Annotated in this window: 14 protein-coding genes and 2 tRNA genes; 6 read left to right on the forward strand and 10 right to left on the reverse strand. The window is 54.3% G+C overall.

What is annotated here, in order from left to right; translation table 11 throughout:
• The first annotated feature begins 27 nt into the window (after positions 1–27).
• The 3 genes from ACH518_RS11265 to ACH518_RS11275 all read left to right on the forward strand — a co-directional run bounded on the left by ACH518_RS11265 (position 28) and on the right by ACH518_RS11275 (position 3461).
• Positions 28–2478 carry a heavy metal translocating P-type ATPase gene (locus tag ACH518_RS11265; RefSeq protein ID WP_278212526.1) on the forward strand — a complete coding sequence of 817 codons (2451 nt, stop codon included), beginning with the start codon at positions 28–30 and terminating at the stop codon, positions 2476–2478.
• A complete protein-coding gene (locus tag ACH518_RS11270; protein ID WP_445370132.1) occupies positions 2479–3324 on the forward strand; it encodes a sulfite exporter TauE/SafE family protein in 846 nt (281 codons plus the stop codon). It abuts the gene before it with no gap.
• A 61-nt stretch (positions 3325–3385) separates the two neighbouring features.
• Positions 3386–3461: transfer RNA gene (locus ACH518_RS11275), tRNA-Thr, on the forward strand.
• A gap of 64 nt (positions 3462–3525) precedes the next feature.
• On the opposite strand, the gene ACH518_RS11280 is transcribed toward ACH518_RS11275, so the two are convergent.
• From ACH518_RS11280 to ACH518_RS11310, 7 genes are all read right to left on the reverse strand, one after another.
• Positions 3526–4260 (reverse strand): M48 family metallopeptidase, encoded by a 735-nt coding sequence (locus tag ACH518_RS11280; protein ID WP_445370133.1) that lies wholly within the window; start codon positions 4258–4260, stop codon positions 3526–3528.
• Positions 4260–7328 (reverse strand): type I restriction endonuclease subunit R, encoded by a 3069-nt coding sequence (locus ACH518_RS11285; RefSeq protein ID WP_445370134.1) that lies wholly within the window; start codon positions 7326–7328, stop codon positions 4260–4262. Before ACH518_RS11285 ends, ACH518_RS11280 begins: the two co-directional genes overlap by 1 nt.
• A 17-nt stretch (positions 7329–7345) precedes the next feature.
• Positions 7346–8509 carry a Fic family protein gene (locus ACH518_RS11290; RefSeq protein WP_445370135.1) on the reverse strand — a complete coding sequence of 388 codons (1164 nt, stop codon included), beginning with the start codon at positions 8507–8509 and terminating at the stop codon, positions 7346–7348.
• Between the two features lie 332 nt (positions 8510–8841).
• The gene (locus ACH518_RS11295; RefSeq protein WP_445370136.1) at positions 8842–10182 is read right to left on the reverse strand and encodes a restriction endonuclease subunit S; all 1341 of its coding nucleotides are present in this window, start codon (positions 10180–10182) and stop codon (positions 8842–8844) included.
• The gene (locus ACH518_RS11300; RefSeq protein ID WP_445370137.1) at positions 10175–11191 is read right to left on the reverse strand and encodes a PDDEXK nuclease domain-containing protein; all 1017 of its coding nucleotides are present in this window, start codon (positions 11189–11191) and stop codon (positions 10175–10177) included. Before ACH518_RS11300 ends, ACH518_RS11295 begins: the two co-directional genes overlap by 8 nt.
• Positions 11182–13635: a type I restriction-modification system subunit M gene (locus ACH518_RS11305; RefSeq protein ID WP_445370138.1), complete on the reverse strand. Its 2454-nt coding sequence runs from the start codon at positions 13633–13635 to the stop codon at positions 11182–11184. The genes ACH518_RS11300 and ACH518_RS11305 overlap by 10 nt, the downstream gene beginning before the upstream one ends.
• 392 nt (positions 13636–14027) lie before the next feature.
• Positions 14028–14357 (reverse strand): hypothetical protein, encoded by a 330-nt coding sequence (locus tag ACH518_RS11310; RefSeq protein WP_445370139.1) that lies wholly within the window; start codon positions 14355–14357, stop codon positions 14028–14030.
• A 205-nt stretch (positions 14358–14562) separates the two neighbouring features.
• Between ACH518_RS11310 and ACH518_RS11315 the strand changes: the two genes are divergently transcribed.
• A complete protein-coding gene (locus tag ACH518_RS11315; RefSeq protein WP_445370140.1) occupies positions 14563–15792 on the forward strand; it encodes a dicarboxylate/amino acid:cation symporter in 1230 nt (409 codons plus the stop codon).
• A gap of 20 nt (positions 15793–15812) precedes the next feature.
• On the opposite strand, the gene ACH518_RS11320 is transcribed toward ACH518_RS11315, so the two are convergent.
• On the reverse strand, positions 15813–16850 hold the full coding sequence (locus tag ACH518_RS11320) for a GGDEF domain-containing protein (protein ID WP_445370141.1): 1038 nt from the start codon (positions 16848–16850) through the stop codon (positions 15813–15815).
• Between the two features lie 281 nt (positions 16851–17131).
• Here ACH518_RS11320 and ACH518_RS11325 point away from each other — a divergent pair.
• A tRNA-Val gene (locus ACH518_RS11325) sits at positions 17132–17207 on the forward strand.
• Between the two features lie 141 nt (positions 17208–17348).
• Here ACH518_RS11325 and ACH518_RS11330 read toward each other — a convergent pair.
• Both ACH518_RS11330 and ACH518_RS11335 read right to left on the reverse strand, forming a co-directional pair.
• Positions 17349–18158 carry an arylamine N-acetyltransferase family protein gene (locus ACH518_RS11330; protein WP_445370142.1) on the reverse strand — a complete coding sequence of 270 codons (810 nt, stop codon included), beginning with the start codon at positions 18156–18158 and terminating at the stop codon, positions 17349–17351.
• A 109-nt stretch (positions 18159–18267) separates the two neighbouring features.
• Positions 18268–18729: a metallophosphoesterase family protein gene (locus tag ACH518_RS11335; protein WP_445370143.1), complete on the reverse strand. Its 462-nt coding sequence runs from the start codon at positions 18727–18729 to the stop codon at positions 18268–18270.
• A 534-nt stretch (positions 18730–19263) separates the two neighbouring features.
• Between ACH518_RS11335 and ACH518_RS11340 the strand changes: the two genes are divergently transcribed.
• The gene (locus ACH518_RS11340) at positions 19264–19824 is read left to right on the forward strand and encodes a PEP-CTERM sorting domain-containing protein (RefSeq protein WP_445372993.1); all 561 of its coding nucleotides are present in this window, start codon (positions 19264–19266) and stop codon (positions 19822–19824) included.
• The last annotated feature ends 52 nt before the right edge of the window (positions 19825–19876 follow it).

Consider the following 19876-nt stretch of genomic DNA (forward strand, 5'->3'; position numbering starts at 1 on the left):
CCTTTCCAGTACAGGATTATCCCGCCCATGGAAACCGAGATCCCAATCCCCAAAAACTTCGAGTTGCGCCACCAATTGCGCAACCGGGTACGCATCGTTTCGCGTGTGTTGGCCGACGACCCGGAACGCGGATATATCCTGGAAATTTTGCTGAAAAAGCGCCCGGAAATTAAACGGGTGCGTTCGGTGTTTGCGATCGGTTCGGTCGTGATCGAGTTCGATTCCAGCCGGCTGCCGAAGAAGAACCTGTTGATTATGCTGGACGCCGTGTTGGGTAACATCGCCCAGAAGCAGACCGATATCAAACAGGATAAACGGAAAATCATCGACGGGCCGTTGCACGATATCGATTTGGCGGTGCAGGGCATGAGTTGCGCATCCTGCGCGCTGTTGATCGAAATGGTGCTTAACCGCGACGAGCGAGTGAAGAAAGCCGGTGTCAATTTCGCTACCGAAACCGTAAACGTGCAGGGCTGTTTGAGTTCGGCCGATGTGGTGGAAATCGTCGAACGGTTGGGCTATAGCGCAATGCCGGTCGATACGCTGTCGCAACGAAAGAAACTGATCGAAAAGGAGTTGCAACGAATTGACGTGGCCCGGCGCCGATTCGTAACCGCAGGGCTGTTGAGCATACCAGTAGTGGTCTCGGCGATGGCGATGGGTAGCCGCAGCTGGCTGCACTGGTTGCAATTTGCATTAACCACCCAAGTGGTGTTCGGCTCCGGCCGCCAGTTTTTCAGCAAGGCTTATCGCTTGGCCAAACAACGGGCGGCTAACATGGACAGCCTGATCGCATTGGGCGTCGGTTCGGCTTACGGTTACAGCGTGCCGGCCTTGTTCCGCGGCCGCGGCCATATATATTTCGAAGCCGCCGCGGCGATTGTCACCTTCGTCTTGCTCGGCCGTTACCTGGAAGAGCGCGCCCGCGGCAAGGCCGGCGAAGCGATTCGCAAATTAGTCGATTTACAACCGCAAACAGCGACCTTGCTGCTGGAGGGCGGTAACGAACGGCGCATCGATATAGACGATATCCGGATCGGCGATTTGCTGTTGGTGCGGCCCGGCGAGAAGATTCCGACCGACGGCTTGGTCGTCTATGGGATTTCCACTGTGGATGAAGCCATGATTACCGGCGAGAGCATGCCGGTGGTGAAAAATCCGGGCCACGCCGTGATCGGCGGTTGCGTCAACGGCAACGGCGTGTTGCATGTCAAAGCGACTGCGATTGGCATGGACACCGTGCTGGCCGGCATCGTGCACATGGTCGATCAGGCGCAGGCGACCAAATTGCCGATCCAGAAACAGGTCGACAAAATTTCGGCGGTATTCGTGCCGGTGGTCATGGGGCTTTCTGCGGCGACTCTGGCCGGTTGGCTGCTGGCCGGAGCGCCGTTCGGCTTCGCCTTCGGCAATGCGATTACGGTGCTGCTGATTGCCTGTCCGTGTGCGCTGGGATTGGCGACGCCGGCGGCGATCATGGTCGGCGCCGGCCAGGCCGCCAAGCAGGGCGTCTACATCCGCAACGGCGAAAGTCTGGAAATCGCCAGCAAACTTAACGCGATCGTGTTCGACAAAACCGGCACCATTACCGAGGGCCGGCCCAGGGTTAGCAAGCTGGTCAAAATCTCGCGGATGGCTGAGGCCAAACTGCTGTTATTGGCGGCATCGGCTGAGAACAACTCGGAGCACTACCTGGGCAAAGCTGTGGTTGCCCACGCCCGCGAGCAGGGCGTCGAGCCGGGAGAGTGCGGCTATTTTTACAGCGAGACCGGCCGCGGCATCCGGGCCGAAGTGGCCGGACACAAAATTCTGCTGGGCAACCAGGCTTGGCTGGAAAGCCAGCAAGTGGCGGTCGAACGTCTGACTGAACACGCCGATTTGTTCGCCCGGCAGGGCCAGACTCCGGTGTACATGGCGGTGGACGGCAAAGAGGTTGCGGTATTTGCCGTGTCCGACAATCCGCGCGACGAGGCTGCAGAAGCCATCGCCCGCCTGCATCGTCTCGGTATCAAAACCATGATGGTGACCGGCGACACCGAAAAAACCGCGCATTTCATCGCCGATAAAGTTGGCATAGCCGACGTCGTCGCCAACGCCAGGCCGGAGCAAAAATTGCAAATCATCCGCCAATTGCAACAGGACGGCCGCAACGTCGGCATGATCGGCGACGGTATCAACGATGCGCCGGCGCTGGCGGCGGCCAACGTCGGCTTTGCGGTCGGCGGTGGCGCCGACATTGCCATCGAATCGGCCGATCTGACTCTGGTGCAAGGCGATATCGGCAAGGTGACCGATACCATCGAGCTCAGCGCTTTTACCATCCGCGTCATCAAACAAAACCTGTTCTGGGCCTTCGGTTACAACACTGTAGCGATTCCGGTCGCGGCGCTCGGCAAACTGAATCCGATGATCGCCTCGGCCGCAATGGCATTATCCTCCGTGTCCGTCATCGTCAATTCTCTGAGATTGAACAAGTAAATGAACCACCACAATATGGAAGGGATGGATCATGCCATGCACGGCATGACCGAAATGGCTGCGGCCAGCGGATTCGATTACACCTTGGCGTTTGCCGCCGGGTTTTTGGGCAGCGGCCATTGCCTCGGTATGTGCGGAGCGCTGGTCTCCGGCTATTTCATGAAAGCCGGCAAAAGCAAAAGCTACTTGCCTTATCTGGCCTACCAACTCACGCGGATTTCGGTTTACGCGACGATCGGCATGCTGGCAGCGGCACTGGGCGTGGTGTTGGTATCGAGCGGCTTGTTCGGCAAGATCCAAAGTATTTTGCAGATCGCGATGGGTTTGGTGGTTATCGCGCTGGCGATGGGGGTGCTGGGCTGGATTCCCTGGCAGGGGTCTTTGCGTCTGATTCCATTGACGGTTCTGCGTAAGGGCTATGCTACTGCCAATCAAAAAGGGCCGTTGATCGGGTCGGTGATCGCCGGCTTTCTGAATGGCCTGATGCCTTGCATGTTGACGTTTGCGATGGCGGTGAAGGCGACGACGGCAACCAGCGTGCTGGAAGGCGGCGCGTTGATGCTGGCTTTCGGTGCCGGAACGCTGCCGATGATGCTGTTCATCAGCGTCGCCTTCGGCAAAATGAGCGCCAAGCTGCGCGGCTACATGTTCAAAGCGGCTGCCCTGATCATGCTGGCCATGGGCCTAAATACCATCAACAACGGCTTGAGTTTTTATCTGGACCAGGATTTCGACCACAGCCATTTCCTGTTCTTCTTGCAGGCTGAACTCGACCGGCTGATTCTGTTCTTGGCGCAAATCATGGATTACTTGTCCGGCATGATAGACAGCATCCGCAACAAGTAAGCCGTAGCGGTAAAAAGAAATGGATTAATCCGATTTTTTTTGTATAATGGCGAGCCAATTTGCTGGCGTAGCTCAGTTGGTAGAGCAGCTGATTTGTAATCAGCCGGTCGCGGGTTCGAGTCCCATCGCCAGCTCCATATTTATCAAAGGCTTAGGTGTTTTTCACCTAGGCCTTTTTTATTTGGGGTTACATTAGACGAATCAAGTTTGCGCTAAATCGTCACGATTCCAATTTTCATAGCCCAACGTCGCCAAATTTAATTCAGCCCTGATGTCACGCCAATTTGGCAAGTGGTGATCCATCAAGCCGACAAACCGTTCGTTATGTCGACGCTCCAAAAGATGCATCATTTCGTGTAGGACGATGTACTCCAGGCATTCCGGTGCCTTCTTGGCCAACTCGCTATTCAGCCGGATACTTTGCGACTCGGGATTACAACTTCCCCATTTAGTTTTCATGCGTTGAACGTAGAGCCGTTTTACCTGTACTCCCAATCGCCGCTGCCATTTCTCAATTAACGGGCGCGCCGCTTCTTTCAAAATAGTCCGATACCAGTCTTCAAGAATGGCCTGCTTTTGCTCGGTGTCGGTTCCGGGTTTGACGCGCAGCATGATTTTGCTGTGTTTCAAAAACACGCCTAAAGCATCCTCGGTATAAGCCACGTTCAGCAGATACCGTTTCCCCCACACAAAATGGCTTTCAAGGTTGAGGTATTCGCGCGCTGTTTCGCGTGGCTGATTTAAAAACTTGCGCTGTTGCTGTTTGATCCAGGTCAGCTTGGAAATGGCATAAACACGAATGGTGTCCAAATTCATATGCTCGGGAGCGGCTATCTTTACTTCCCCATCTGGCGGGCACACGCTGAGGTGAATATTCTTAATGTCCTTAAACACCACGTTAACTGCAATTTTCCCAAGCTGAATCTGGCGGTCCATCAATACTCACCTTTATGTTCGGCGATGATGTTGAAAATGCGATCCACCTCGTCGCCGTTTTGCAAAACACCATAAATTGCGCCTTTGATAACTTGTTCTTTGGGTAGATTCCCGCGCCAATCATCCCCCCTAACCTGCTTAACCACTTCATCGACTTGCAGCGCCAACGCTTCATCGTTCCCCAGATTGTTGTAAAGCGCGCGTTTGCCCGGCGTATTGATCTTATCCGGCGTGCCGCCGCCGGTTCCGGCCTGGACCTTTTTCACCAATTCGGCGATTTCCTTCAAGTATTCTTCATACTTCAGCGCCTTGGCCTTACGGGCTTTGATAATCTCCTCCAGGAGCGCCGACATCTTTTCGTAAAACTCGGGATCGGTCAGATGCTTTTTGATGATGGTTTTGCGGACATTGTTTTCTATCGTCTCCGCTACAGCATTGGAATTGCTCTTTAAACTACCTAATTGCTTGTCGATAGCATCCAAAATTCCGGTTTTAACGATCAGTTCCAGCAAAGGCATATCGCCGAAAGGCGAGATGGGGCGCGGCTCATCCGCTTGGATATAGGTATCGATCAAATGCCGCATGTCGGCTTCGTAGGGCTTCAAGTCCAGGGTTTCGCCGCTGGCTTTACGAATCAGTTCACGAATTGCCAGATACTCGTCCATGCTTTTCTTGATGCGATTCGTTTCGGCTTGGCTATAACCGGCGGCGTCCATCTCATCAGCCAGATTGGCATACGCCCGCAGCAAAGCCACCGTGGCTTTGTAAAACGCCACCCGTTTGGGTTGGCGCTCTTCCAGATCGGAGGGGATTTCCGTATTGCCGCAAAAGTAATGGATATACTCCAGTTCGCCTTTGGGCGGCGCGACCGGTTCACAGAGCAAGGCTATGGCTTCCACGGCATTGTCCAGCCGTTCCTTACCGGTTTTCAGCCGGTCTTGCATCATCACATCAGCCGATGCGCCAGGCGCGCTATGATCCAGTTCGGAGCTATAAACCTGCAAAGCCCCGGTGCCTTGATCGTTGACCAAGTTTTTGAACAGGTCTTTATAGTCAACGATGTAACCAAAATCTTTATCGTCGCCGTCCAGCCGGTTGGTGCGGCATATCGCCTGAAACAAGCCGTGATCCTGCATCGACTTATCGATATACAAATAAGTGCAGGGCGGGGCATCAAAACCGGTCAGCAGCTTATCCACCACCACCAGCAATTTCATGTTGGCCGGCTCTCTGGAAAACAGCGCTTTCGCCCAATCCTCATAGGTTTCGGTTTTACTTTTGCCCGGCTTGGCTTCCACGCCTTGCAACAGCTCGGTGTAAATGTTGTAAATAAACTGCTTATCGGTTTCGGTATTGGCGCCGGTTTCTTCCTTGGTAATGTCCTTGGCTTGCGGATTGTACGAAGTCACAATCGCGCAACGATTCTTGAACGGCGTTTTCTGCAACAAATCGTAATACTTGCACGCCTCGTAAATGCTCGACGCCACTAAAATGGCATTGCCTCGATCATTGGATAGACGCGGCTTGACGCTGAAATCGAAAATAATATCGCTGATCACCCGCTCCATCCGCGACCGCGAACTGAGCACGTTCTGCATGGTGCCCCATTGCTTTTTCAGCTCGTCCTTTTGCCAATTATTCAGCCCCTTGGTTTTTGCCTCGAACCAGGCATCAATCTTGTCGGTCGAGCCCAAAGTCTGATCGATGTCGCGCGCCTCGTACACCAAATCCAACACCACGCCGTCCTCGACCGCTTCGCTGAATTTGTAGGTATGGATGTAGCTGCCAAACACCTCCAAGCTGGTGGCCTTGTCCTTCTTCAGCAACGGTGTGCCGGTAAAGCCGATGAACACCGCATTGGGCATGATGGCTTTCATTACCCGGTGCAACTTGCCGCTTTGCGTGCGGTGGCATTCGTCGACAAACACAAACACCTCGCCCACGGTGACGCTGGGTTGTGCTTCCAGATCCTGGATGAACTGATCGAAATCGTCCACGCCTTTTTTGCCGAACTTATGTACCAGCGAACACATCAAGCGCGGCGTCGCTTGTCCCAGTAACGACATCAACTCGCCGCCGCTGCCGGTGCGTTTGATGCTTTCGCCGGCTTCGGTAAAGACCCGTTCGATTTGCTTGTCCAGTTCGTCGCGGTCGGTGACGATCGCCACGCGGGCATTTGGATGATTTTCCAAAATCCATTTGGCCAACAACACCATCACGATGCTTTTGCCGCTGCCCTGGGTGTGCCAGATAATCCCGCCCTGGCGTTGTTTGACGCGCGTTTGCGCGGCTTTGATACCAAAATACTGATGCACGCGCGGCAGCTTTTTCTTGCCGCCGTCGAACAACATAAAATCGTGCATCAATTCGACAATGCGCTGCTTACTGCATAGCTTGTGCAGATACTTATCCAGCTTGTAGCCGTTGTTGTCCTGCTCGTCTTCTTTCCATTTTAGAAAGTACTTTTCCTCGGTGCCGATAGTGCCGTACTGCAAACCTTCGGAATCGTTGCCGGCAAACACGATTTGCACCGTGCTAAAAAACCATTCGTTAAATTCCGGCTGCTGGTTGGACAACAATTGCCGAATGCCGTCGCCAATCGAGGTGCGGCTGTTTTTTAACTCGATCACCGCAAAGGCAATGCCGTTGATGTACAACACCAAATCGGGCCGCCGTTCCCGATTGCCTTTCAAAGTCACTTCCTCGGCCAGCGCAAAATCGTTGTTGCCGGCCGTTTCCCAATCGATCAAATGCAGCGTTTCGGTGGCCTGGTTGGCCTCGATTTTCACCGGTACGCCATAGCGCAACAGGTTGTAAACCGCCTGATTGTTGCCGTACAAGGTGCGGCTGTGGTTGCCGGCTTCGTTTTGCAGTTTATGCAGGGCAATTCCGATTTGCTCGGAGCTGTAACCGCGCCGTTGCAAATACCCAGACAATAACCACTCTTCGATATTGCTGTTATTGGCGCGCTCCGACCAATCGCCTAAATAGGCATAGTGCAGGGTATCGGTGAATAAACCAATCAGCCGCCGCTGGGTGATGCGTTCCGCTTTGCCTACCGTGTCCATGTATTTCTATCCTTGCATTATGGGTTAGCGTTGTTTAACGATTCCGGAATAAAGCCTTCTTGCGATAACGCTTTAATCACGCCGCGTATCAAATAATTGCTGCTAAAACCAATCGTGTACTGTCTTGCACCGGACTTGATGGGCTGCAACATCTGCCGCTCGACCAGCTTTTTAAGCTGATACGTGCGCTGGGTCGGGGTCATATTCGGCATGGCCGGTTCAAAATCCGCGGCCTTTGCCGTCCCGGCTTTCGCGGCAATGTGCAGAATCTTCTCTTCCAGTACGGTGATTAACTCGCGTTCGCGTGCGTAGGCCAATGCCGGCGCCAAGATCTTGTTGCCCAGATAGTCAAAGTCAGCCAGTTGATCGAGCTTGTTCAGCTCTTCCAGAATGCCTTGCAACACATACACGCACCAAGTTTCCAAACCTTCGAAGGTGCCTTTATCAGCCGCTGCCAGCATCGCGTAATATCGGTCGCGGTCGTTGCAAAATACCGCCGTCGGATTCAACACCCTGCCACCGGTTTTCACGTTAAAACCGTATTTGATTAACAATGTATAAGTCAGCAAACGCACCACCCTGCCATTACCGTTGCCAAACGGATGTATCCAGCCGAAGCGATGATGCGCCAAGGCCACTTTAATCAGATCGTATTTACGCGGATGATCGGCATTGATAAACGCCACCAACTCCCTCATATAGTCCGGCACTTTCAAGGCATCGGGCGGCAAGTGGTCGGATTGGGCAATTTGCACCGGCTTTTGCCGATAGGCGCCGGGCGTCGCGTCGCCTTCGCGTTCCAATTGGCTGACTGTCATGCTGTGCAATTCGCGGATGAAATATTCGGTCAGTTCGTCACCGGTATTGAAATGGGCTTCGATAAAGTCCATCGCCGTCTCGATGTTTAGCATTTCCCGCAATTGATCGTTAGGTTGTGCTGGGTTGCCCTCCAGCTTGCTTTCCACGTAATCGGCCAAGGTCGTATGATTACCCTCGATCCGCGCCGACCCCAAACTTTCCAGCATGTGGAAAATGGTTTTCAATTGAAAAAACACCTGCGGCGGCGTGGTGCCGCCCAATTGCAAACGCCGCAAATATTCCAGCTCGGTCAACACATCCACCAGCGGCGAATCGAAAGCCGGATTGAGCAAGGTTAAATCATGATGATTAAATGCAGGCATGGTGGCAATTATCTGTAACAGGTTGTTTTGCTATCTTTAATAGCATGCCGTAATAGTAGTCAAATCAAGTAATTGTTTATAGTGGCTCAAAAAATTATCTGTAATCGCTAGCAAGCTTATCTGGTAAAGCGGCTATTAGGAAGTCGAATTTCCTGGCTGCTAACCGTCCGCGCGGCAGTCTGCTATTAGTGGCTAGTGGTCCACGGGTACTAAGGCATCCTTGCTATATCCATCCAGGGTAACTACAGCATCGCGGCTTGCCCTGATTTTGTCACAGTTCCAACCGCCGACATCTCCGCCGATGAACAAGGTTTGCGGCGGGCCTGTCCGCTTTATACCAAGCGAATCTTGCCGGTGAGTAGTTGCTGCATCATGCCTTGCTTGATGGCGCGGGCTTTGGCGAGTTTGCTTTCCAGTTCAGCGATTTCGGCGTCCATGTCGGTGAGGATTTGGGCGATGGCGGTTTGTTCGGCTTCGTCCTTTGGAAAAGGTATTTGGAACGAGTTAAGACTTTTATTTGTAATTTGGTTAATAGTTGCGCCGAGGTGTTCGTTAATCTGGCGTTTAATCACATTCGATTGAAATTGGTGAAAAACAAAATTATGGAATGGTGTTCTGAATACGGACATAAATGCCCCAAAGGTCATGCCTTTGCATCCATCATCAATCTTTGCGCATTTACCAATCAAATCGCGACTACCATTCCTAACACAAATTAGAATGTCACTAGCTCTAACCATAATTCTTTCCGAGATTTCCAACTCGACATATACATTATCCTGAAAGCTCAACGCACCGTCTTGGACGTTGGATGACCGCAAAACCAACACGCCATCAGCTCTAACATCATTTGGTGAATACGTTAAACCAATTATCGATTCTCCAATTTCTCCAAGCAGCTTAATCTCCCACTCCCCATTAAACCCCGGCAAACGGCGCTTGCCGGTGAGCAATTCCTGCATGGCGCCTTGTTTGAGCTGGCGCTTTTTGGCGACGAGTTGTTCCAGGGCTTCGATCAGCGCATCCGCATCGCTCAACACCTCGGCGATGGCATCTTGTTCGGCGCGTGGTGGAACCGCATAAATAAAATTAATGGCATCACTTATATTGAACTGTTTCTGCGCTGTTCCATATTGCACATCTGCAATTTGGGAAAGACCAGCTTTTGAGTTCATCACATAACAAAGCCATTGCGAATTGAACCGGGCGTGGTGCCGGATTATCATGACAGAGGCGCAATTGCAGCCGTCTAACTCCCGAGGAATAACAGCCGTTATCCCAGGATCTCCCACACGAACAGTAACAAGGTCGTTTGCGAAAAGACGTGACGCTGGTAAAGCTTGATTGCTAATTTCACTAATTCGTCGTGCCGACTCCCAGCTAATTTTGTTTGGGAAGATGTTCGAACCAACTAGCATTGGCACGGTTCCGTCGTCTTCGACATAGGTTGATGGATTTATTACTAGGCCGACGCTTTGAGATGGAGAGATGGCTTTTAGCCTCTTTACTTCCCAATCCTCCGGAATCACCCCTACCTCAGTCTGTTTATATCCCTTCGGTATTTGCCGCTCGGCAGTCGGCAAATATTTTGCATTCGCTTCCCTCACATCCATAAACGCCCCTGGTTTGGGTGCCGTGGGGCCGCTTTTGCTGCTATTTCGCGGATCACTCATGCTCTGCCTCGCGCAAGGTGTCTTCCAATTCCCGGCGCAGCTCTTCCCGATCCGGCAGATACAGCTGATATTTCTGCACGAATAGCTGACTGTTCAGGTTGTAGGTGGCGTATTCCACCAGCAGTTCATCTTTATGCCGACTGAGGATGATGCCGATGGGCGGATTGTCGCCTTCGATATTTTCCTCGTTGGCAAAATAACCCAGGTACATGTTCATTTGGCCAATGTCGTGATGCTGCACATCGCCCATTTTCAGGTCGATCAGCACGAAACAGCGCAAGATGCGATGATAAAACACCAGATCGACCTTGTAATGGGTATTGTTGAGGGTAATGCGATACTGCCTGCCGACAAAGGTGAAACCTTTACCCAACTCCAGTAAAAATTGCTGCAAGTGATTGCACAACAAGGTTTCGAGTTGTGTTTCCGAGACCTGCGCCGGTTCCGGGATTTTCAGAAACTCAAAAATATAAGGCTCGCGCAGCAGATCGGTAGGCTGGGCCAGCGTTTGGCCCTGTGCGGCCAGCTGCAATACTCCGGCCTTATCCTTACTGGCTGCCAGTCGTAAAAACAATGAGGAGGCTTTTTGGCGTTTCAGTTCCGGTACCGACCAGCGTTCGGCGATGGCCTGTTTTTCGTAGAAACTACGTTCCAGCTCGTCATCGAGCTTCAATAATTCGACATAGTGCGACCAGCTCAATTGGTGAGAAGGCTTCTGACTTATTGGGTAACGCAGATAGAACAGGCGCATGTAGACCAAATTGCTGCGACTGAAGCCTTTGCCGTGGCGCAGGCTTAAATCGTTGGCCAAGCTGCTGATCAAGGCTTTGCCATACTCGGCGCGAATTTTGCCGGCTTGCTCAAACTCGATGATATGCCGGCCCACTTGCCAGTAGGTTTCCAGCAGACTGGTATTGACAGCCTGCATGGCCTGCACCCGGCCTTGGGTGTAGCCGTCGGTGATGCGCTCCAGCAGGGTTTGATAATCAGTGGTTTGGGTCAACTCCATGCAAACCCCATCCTTTGCAGGTGACCGTTGACCTTGGCTTCCAATGCGTCCACGCGCAGGTTGATTTGCGGCACCGGGGTTTCGTAGCGTTCGGCAAGTTGCTTGACGCGCTGGGTGAGTTGCTGGCTGATGCGGTCCATTTCACCGTGGATCGCGGTATCCAGCGTCGCCAGCCATTTGGCATCGACCACCAGGGTTTTGATCTCGGCCTCGCTGAGTTTGGGATAGTGGCCGTAGGCTTTAGCATCCAGCTCGGCTTCGGCTTCTTTCAATGCTTTTTTCAGCGCGGCTTCGTTGACGGAGAGCGTTAGCCAGCGTTGCAATACCGCGATTTCGTCTTTGGCATCGACGTCATTGCCGGTCGCTTCCGGCATCCCTGCCCTAGGCGACATCAGGCCTTCCGTGGCCAAAATTTCTTTTAACCGGCTGCTGACTTCGGCCCTGTTGATTTTATCGAAGCCGGAAAATACCGCGTCCTCGCCGCTGTGTTCTTCTTCCAGTTCGTTTAATTCGGCGCTGACGGCTTCCAGATCGGCTTGCAGTTGGCCGATGGCCTGCTGCTGTTCGGCAAAGTAGCGGGCGACGCTCAAGGCTTTGGGGACCAGATCGCAAGTCCAGCCCTTGTCTTTTTGCTTGCCGCTTTTCTTGTCGGTTTCCAGGATGCGGTAAGTCTGCGCTTGCCAGCCGTCGGCAGAGATCAGATAACAATCGTCCTGCATGGTGTCCGCCCAGTAATCCATCAGGTGTTGGTAAACGTGGTATTTATCGATCAGGGCTTTGCCGGTGTAGTGGTTTAACAAGTCCTCGGACAGTTCGGCGATCAGTTGCTTGGGGTGGCAGCCGATTTGCAAGGCTTTGAGGCGCTCGGCGCTGCGTTGCCGCCATGTGGCAAAATGCGCGTTCATGTCGGCGATGAAGGCCGAAAATTCGGGGTGCTGATAGATGCTGGTTTTGATGGCGCTTTTCGCGACAGCCAAATCGCAATAGCCGGGGCGGTTGGGCTGGAACAAGGCGGTTTTCAGGGCAGGGCAGACGTCCCAATAGCGGGCCAGGGCGTCGATGTCGGCCTCCGGAATACCGCCGCGCAAATGGCCTTCAATGTCTTGCAGGTCTTCCGGCTCCTGGCTGTCGATGTAGCGCGGCAGGTTCAGGTTGTAATCGTTTTTCTCGATTTCCTCGAAACCGACCATGCGCGCGTATTTGGGCAGTTCCAGACCTTTATTGAAGACGTCGACGATCTTGTGAATGTCCATCGCCCGCAGCCGGTTTTTGTTGCCGTCTTTCATATAGCCGGCGCTGGCGTCGAGCATGAAAATGCCTTTGCGCGTGTGGGCGTCCTGCTTGTCGATGACGATGATGCAGGCCGGAATGCCGGTGCCGTAAAACAGGTTGGCCGGCAGGCCGATGATGCCTTTGATGTAACCTTTTTTGATCAGATTGCGGCGGATGTCGGCTTCGGCATTGCCGCGAAACAACACGCCGTGCGGCAGAATGCAGGCGCCTTTGCCGGTACTTTTTAGCGAGCGGACGATGTGCAGCAGGTAGGCGTAATCGCCTTGTTTGTCCGGCGGCGTGCCGAAGTGCTTGAAGCGCTCGAACGGGTCGTGTTCGGTATCGACGCCGTGGGTCCAGCGTTTGTCGCTGAACGGCGGATTGGCGACGACGAAGTCAAAGGTTTTCAGATTGCCGCCGTCGGTGAATTTGGGATCGGCCAGGGTGTTGCCTTGCACGATCATCGCGGTGGCGTGGTCGTGCAGAATCATGTTCATCCGCGCCAGGCCGCTGGTAGCCGAGTCTTTTTCCTGGCCGTATAAATTGACCTTGGTTTTGGCTTCGTCGCCGACTTTCAACAGCAACGAACCGGAACCGCAGGTGGGGTCGTAGACGGTGGTTTCGCTGCTGGTGTTGGCCTCGCGAATGCCGATGATTTGGGCGATGACGCGGCTAACTTCGGCCGGCGTGTAAAACTGGCCTTTGCTCTTGCCGCTGTCGATGGCAAAGTGCTGCATCAGATATTCGTAGGCGTCGCCGAGAATATCGTCGTGTTCGCCGCGGTTTTTGGAAAAATCCAGGGCCGGGTTTTCAAAAATGCCGATCAGGCTGGTGAGCTTGTCCACCATTTCCTTGCCGCTGCCGAGTTTGCCGGCGTCATTGAAATCCGGCATGTCGGTGAGTTTATTGGCGGCTTTTAGCGGGGCGATGATTTTCTTGTTGATCTGGTCGCCGATGTCCGGCTTGCCTTTTAAGGCCACCATGTCTTTAAAGCTGGCGCCTTCCGGAATGATCACCGGCGCATAGGGTTGGCCGGCAAATTTGTCGCTGATGTATTTGATGAACAGCATGACCAGCACATAGTCTTTGTACTGCGATGCATCCATGCCGCCGCGTAGTTCGTCGCAGCTGCTCCAGAGTGAGCTGTACAGCTCGGATTTTTTGATGGCCATTGAGCGGGAAGGGTTAGGTTTTGTTGTTGATTAAAGCGGGCTCATAGATACAGCAACTTTTCAATTTCGGCAAATCGGGCGTCGACCTTTTTCAGGGTTATTAGCATGCCGGCATAAGCTTGATTGGCGTAAGCCAGTTGTTTGTGCATTAAGCGGTGATAAGTCCGCCAGTGCATGCCTTTGGGTTTGTGCTGTCGTTATTGCCGGCAACCGGTACGCTGCCGTTCAGCTTGGATGTCATGCTTGTTCTGGAGCGCGGCGGTTTGGTTGTTCGGTACGGTTTTGGTCGGCGGCATCGGTTGGGCTAAACGCCGCGGCTAAGCCAAGCCGCAGGCAAACTCCATCGCGCCGAGCCGTCCGGCTTGGCGCTCTGCTTTGCCCGCTCGCCGCGCCTACCAAATATTCCCGGCGCCCGGGGTATAAGTCGCTGCCACGACATTATTCGCAATCAGCGTTTCGCATTGGATGATGTTGGCGGCCTTCACGTTGTTGGCATTGATGGTTACCAGACTCGCGTTGACTGCGACGTTCGCGGCAGCGCTGATCTGAAGCGATCCGTCGGACGCGATTTGAATGATTTGCTCCAGCGCCGCCAAGCGTTGTTCCAGCTCGGCGATTCGCTCCAACGCTTGGCGCAAGCGGCGCGCGTCGGCGCTAAAGCCGGTTTTGGGTTTCAGGCGCGTACCGGCTTTGCTTGCTGCGGGTTTGGGTCCGATCTTCATGGTTGTTCCTTTCGTTTTAGTGTTGTCGTTGCCGGCTGCAGCCAGCCAATCAGCCGCAACCAGTCCCCATTTTTCTGCAAAGTACTGCCGGCATCGGCCGCCGGTCAACGAATTTTGTTTTGGCAACGGGCCGAAGGCGACGTTCGATCGCTTTGTCGACGCCGGGGTTACAATCGGCATTACATGTTTGCATCAGGAGAACGCGGTGAAAATCGGATTGAACGGCCAAATTTTTCTCGGGGCGGCGCTGGGTATCGTGCTGGGCATCGGTTTCGCCGGATTGGGGCCGGAGGCGCCGCTTAGCCGGCAGGGGCTTTATCTGCTGGGTTTGGTCGGCACTTTGTTTGTCGATCTGTTGAAAATGGTACTGGTGCCGCTGGTGTTTACCTCGATCGCAGTCGGCGTTGCCAATTTGCGCTTGCACAGTCAGCTCCACCGGGTGTGGATCGCAACGCTGGGCTTTTTCGTGTTGTCGATGGCGTTGGCGATCCTGCTGGGGCTGGGCGCGGCGATTTGGTTCGAACCCGGCAAAGGTCTGAATTTGGAGCTGTTTCAGCACGCCGGCCAAGGTTTTAGTGCCAAACAGATGAGTTTCCCCGAATTTATCGCCAGTTTCCTGCACGGTCTGTTCCTCAACCCGTTTGCCGCGTTGGCGCAGGCCAACGTGCTGGCGATAGTGGTGTTTGCGCTGCTGTTGGGAATTGCGCTGGTGGTCGGCGGCGACCGTTACCGCAACATCCTGTTATTGTTGCAGGAAGGGCTTGAATTGATGTTGCGCCTGGTCGGCTGGATCATGCGGTTGGCGCCGTTCGGGATTTGCGCCTTGCTGGCGCAGTTGCTGGCGACGCAGAACATGGCTTTGTTGAGCAGTTTGGCCCAATTCGTCGCGGTCGTGATCGGTACCACCTTGCTGCACGGTTTCGTGGTGTTGCCGGGCTTATTATTCCTGGCGACCGGCGTCTCGCCGCTGAAATTTTTCCGCGGCGCGCGTGCCGCGCTGCTCACCGCCTTTGCCACCAGTTCCAGCTCGGCGACGCTGCCGGTAACCTTGCGTTGCGCCGAGCAGCAGCTACGCGTCAAGCCCAGTATTGCCGGTTTTGTAATCCCGCTTGGTGCCACCGTCAATATGGACGGCACTGCGCTGTACGAGGCGGCCGCGGCGTTGTTTGTCGCCAATCTGGCCGGGATCGAGTTGGATTTGGCGCAGCAACTGATCGTCTGTTTTACGACGATGGTGGCCGCCATCGGCGCGCCGGGCATACCCAGCGCCGGGATGGTGACCATGGTGATGGTGCTGCAAGCCGTCGGTTTGCCGGCCGAAGCGATCGCGATTTTATTGCCGCTGGATCGGGTGCTGGATACGGTCCGCACTATGGTCAATGTCGAGGGCGATATGGTGGGGTGCTTGATCGTCCAGCGCTTTGCCGAGGACTGAATCCCAGGCCGCATCCGGGCTTACGACGGCACGACCTTATTGCGGCCGCTTTGTTTGGCTTGATAGAGTGCTTTATCGGCCCTGACCAGAAAACTTTCCGAGTCGTCGCCCTGTTGCAAGCGGGCGACGCCGATCGAGAGTGTGATTTTGCCCAAGGGCTGGTTGTCGTTTTTGCGCTGCAGCTTGCTGGCTTCCATGGCGCTACGGATGTTCTCCGAGATTTGTATCGCCCGATCTGGGCTGGTATTCGGCATGATGATGGCAAGCTCTTCGCCGCCGTAGCGGGCGACGTGGTGATGGTCTTCGGCGTGTTTTTTCATCAGCGTGGCGACGTATTTGATCACGTTATCGCCGATGGTATGGCCGTAGGTATCGTTGATGCGTTTGAAATGGTCGATATCCAGCATCGACAGGCAGGCGGTTTCCGGCGCCGAGCGTTCGACGATCTCCGCCAAGGTCATATCGAAAGCGCGTCGGTTCAATAAACCGGTCAAGCCGTCGGTGGTGGCGATCTGTTTCACCTGGGCCAGCTCTTCCCGCAGTTGTTCCATTTCCCGGTTGGCTTCGGTTAACTTGGTCTGCATGGCCTGGCTGGTCAGTGCCAGCGATTTGGTTTCCTGGATGATTTCCTGCAGTACCGTTTTCAAGCCGTCGGATGCGGAAAAGTTTTCCAGAATCACCGACTTTTTCTGGAAGCTGTCGTTGGTTTCCTCCGCCTTGTTGTAAGTGTCGTTGATCGCGCTGGTAGCTTGTTCGATGACCTTGTGCAACTGGCGGTTGATCTGCTCGAACGATTCCAGCGAGGCGTTGCAGATATGGGTTTTATACAGCTCGACGCTGGTTTCGTAGTCGAACTTTTTCTGCTCGGAAATCAACGCATTGACCGCCCGGTTCAGGCTGGCATTGTTTTCGGCGACATAGTCGTACCAGATCGCGTAATTGATCGGATTGGCCGCGATATTGTGCCGAACCAGCAGCGGCAGAATCTGTTTCAGATAGTTGGCGTTTACGTTGGGAGAAAAATCGTAAATAGGCAGGAAAGGGGAGCTTTTACTCATGCGATTTTGTCGGTAAACGTAGGGTCGGGGGAAAGCTTATCAGACCGCAGGTTTTGTAGTCCATTGCTTACATCAGCCTAGGCTAAAATACGGATTTATCAAGCTCTGCGACGCGGCCGCGGTCGGTCTGCTCCGGAAGGCTTTAGAAACCGGCGCCGATCGGGACGGCGCACTGCCGGCATCGGCAGAATTTGCCGGCAAATCAGCCGGGTCGAGCGGAACCAACGACAAAAACAGTTTGCGCGCCGCGGCGATTTCGATAAAATGCGCGGCCTCGAGTCGGGTGCTTAGCTCAGCTGGGAGAGCATCGCCCTTACAAGGCGAGGGTCGGGGGTTCGAACCCCTCAGCACCCACCAGACTCGAAGTTTCAATATCGTTGCCGCCGGTTCCGGCCTGCACCTGATTCTGCTCTCGATCATTCGACTCGCAGAGTCAGCTCTCGATTTGGGTTGCCTGCCTCGGCATTTAATCGCGTCGCGACCTTGTCTTGTTCCGATTCAAGCTTCTGATAACCTCAGCCGCTCAGCCAGCCTGGCCAATTGCTCGTCTGCCAGCTCGATGTCGAAATGGCCGCCCAGCAAATCGCCTAAATGCGCCCGGCTGTTAACCGGCGTGCTGACCTGTTCTCCGGCATGGAATCGGGAAAAGTTGGTATTGAACAACTGCACCCAGCCCGAGGCGGTATTGCGGCAAATCAACAGATTTTGCGACAGCAGCGACTGATCCCAGGTCGTGCAGACCAGATTGGCCGCTTCCAGGTCGCAGCGCTGCACTCTGGAGCGGTCGAAACTGTACAGCGCAAACCATTCGCCGTCTTGCTGCCGTTCCAGCACGGTTTCCCCCGATGCCGCCTCCAAACGCAAGCGAAACCGGTTATGGTCCAGGGTTTGTTCCTGCGCGGTGCCCAGCCGCAACGGCCGGTAGTGGCTGGGGCCGCCGAAACCGACATCGACCAGCCAGGATTCGCCGTCGGCCTCGACGATAAAGGCCAAATGCAGCCGCGGCCCGCCCTCGCTGCGGCCCATCCGCACCCGCGCCATGATCGGCTGGTAGCTAAATCCCAGTTCGTTCAGCGCGTGCTCGAATAAGCCGTTCAGCTCGAAGCAATACCCGCCGCGCCGGCTGGCGACGATCTTGGCCATCAACGCCGCCGGTGCCAAATCGGGCAGCAAACCCAACAGCGGGTTGATGTTCTCGAACGGAATCGCGCCGAGTTGCGCCTGTTGCAAAGCGCTCAGGCCGGCCAGGGTGGGTTCGGGGCGGGCTATGCCGATGCGGTTAAGGTAAGCGTTGAAGTCGAAACTCATGGTCGTTGGTTTTGTCGCGGTTAAGCGGGTTGAGTAGGCGCAGTTTGCGCTTACGTGTTTAAGTTGCGGCCGCGGCGATCTTACCCGCCGGTCGTTAAAACAAAGTCTCTCAAACCTGTAGCGGGATGATTCTAGCCTGCACTCGGTCGGATATGATCAGTTCGGCGACGCTGATCGGCAATTTAAAGCGGCGCGGACCGGCGCTGCCGGGGTTTATGTGTAACACGCCGTCCCGTTCCGCAATCGCCGGCCGGTGGGAATGGCCGGAAATCACAACCCGAATCCCGGCTGCCGCCGGATCGAGGGCAAGTTCGGCCAGATCGTGGATCAGGTAAATGCCGGTTTGCGCCAGCGTCAAACGGGCGGATTCAGGTAATTCCTCGGCCCATGCGCCTTTATCGTTATTGCCGCGCACCGCCGTCACCGGCGCCAACTCCCTTAGTGCTTGCAACACCTCCGGCTTGCCGACGTCGCCGGCGTGCAAAATCCGCTCGCAACCGCCAAGCGCCGCCAGCGCTTCCGGGCGCAGCAGGCCGTGGGTGTCCGAGATGATGCCGAGGCGGTGGTTCACAGTGGGAACAGATAATCCGTTTTTTGGAGTTTTATGCAATAGAAGGGCAATCGAATCGGCATGCAAAGTCTATCGGCTGAAATATATGTTCAATGTTTTTCGACAGTTTTCGGCCGATTGCGGGCGGCCCTTTAAATTTTTGATCGTCCGGTTAAGTGTATTTAGCAGATGTAGCCTAATGCCGGTAGTCGTCGGGTTGCTGCAAAAGTTTGGATTACAGGGCGTGTTGCTGCCATTTTTAAGACTATCCGGAAGCCAATACCCAAAGCAGGTGGACTCGGGTGAGCCACAGCAGGGCTTGCAAGGTAACCTGACGGCAGATTTAGTTAGGCGGTGGCGTCATTAAGCCCCCCAACGGGTTTGCGTACAAACTTTCCACGTCGCCTGCCCGGTCATTCATTCGACTCATGATCGGTGACATAAAAGTTTCGACTGGCCCAGTTCATGCTTGCAAAATAGCCAGGCGATTTGCCTTTACTACATCCCCTTGGAGGACACATGCTACGCACCCTGACCGCAGTTTTATTTCTGTTGATGCTGCCCCTGCACAGTAGCAGCGCAGCTTCGTTCGTCACCGATGCTAACGGTATCTTGACTGGCGCACGCGGCATATTAGTCGGGGTAAACAAATACGATGTATTCTTCGGTGACGGCTCGTGCGTGGGATTGTTTAGCGGCTGTGATGAGCAGAGTGATTTCCCGTTTATAGCTACTGACGCTTATCTTGCGGTTGACGCATTGTTAGCGCTTTTAATATCCGATGCTCGTTTCGTCCAAGACCCGTCGAGGATTTCCGGTTGTGTGGCGTCTACATTCGGCAACTGTATATTACTAACCCCATACACCCCATCCATTTTCCAACGAAACGTCGTCGACATATATGGACTAGTACTCCCAACTGATAGACAACCTTTCATTGGGTATACAGAAAACATAAGCAATAGTGACACATCCCGTGCGTCCGGCCGCACGTATGCGATCTGGACAAAAAGCCAACCGGCGACCGTCCCCGAACCTAGCACCCTGATGCTGCTCGGGGTCGGTCTGTTAAGTCAACGATGGTTGCGTACTCGGGGCAAAAGGGTTCCTGTTTAACAATCTCGTCCAATCCGGCCTTACACCAGCGCCGCCAACGCTGAACGTACTG

The sequence above is a fragment of the Methylomonas sp. HW2-6 genome (assembly GCF_052474525.1).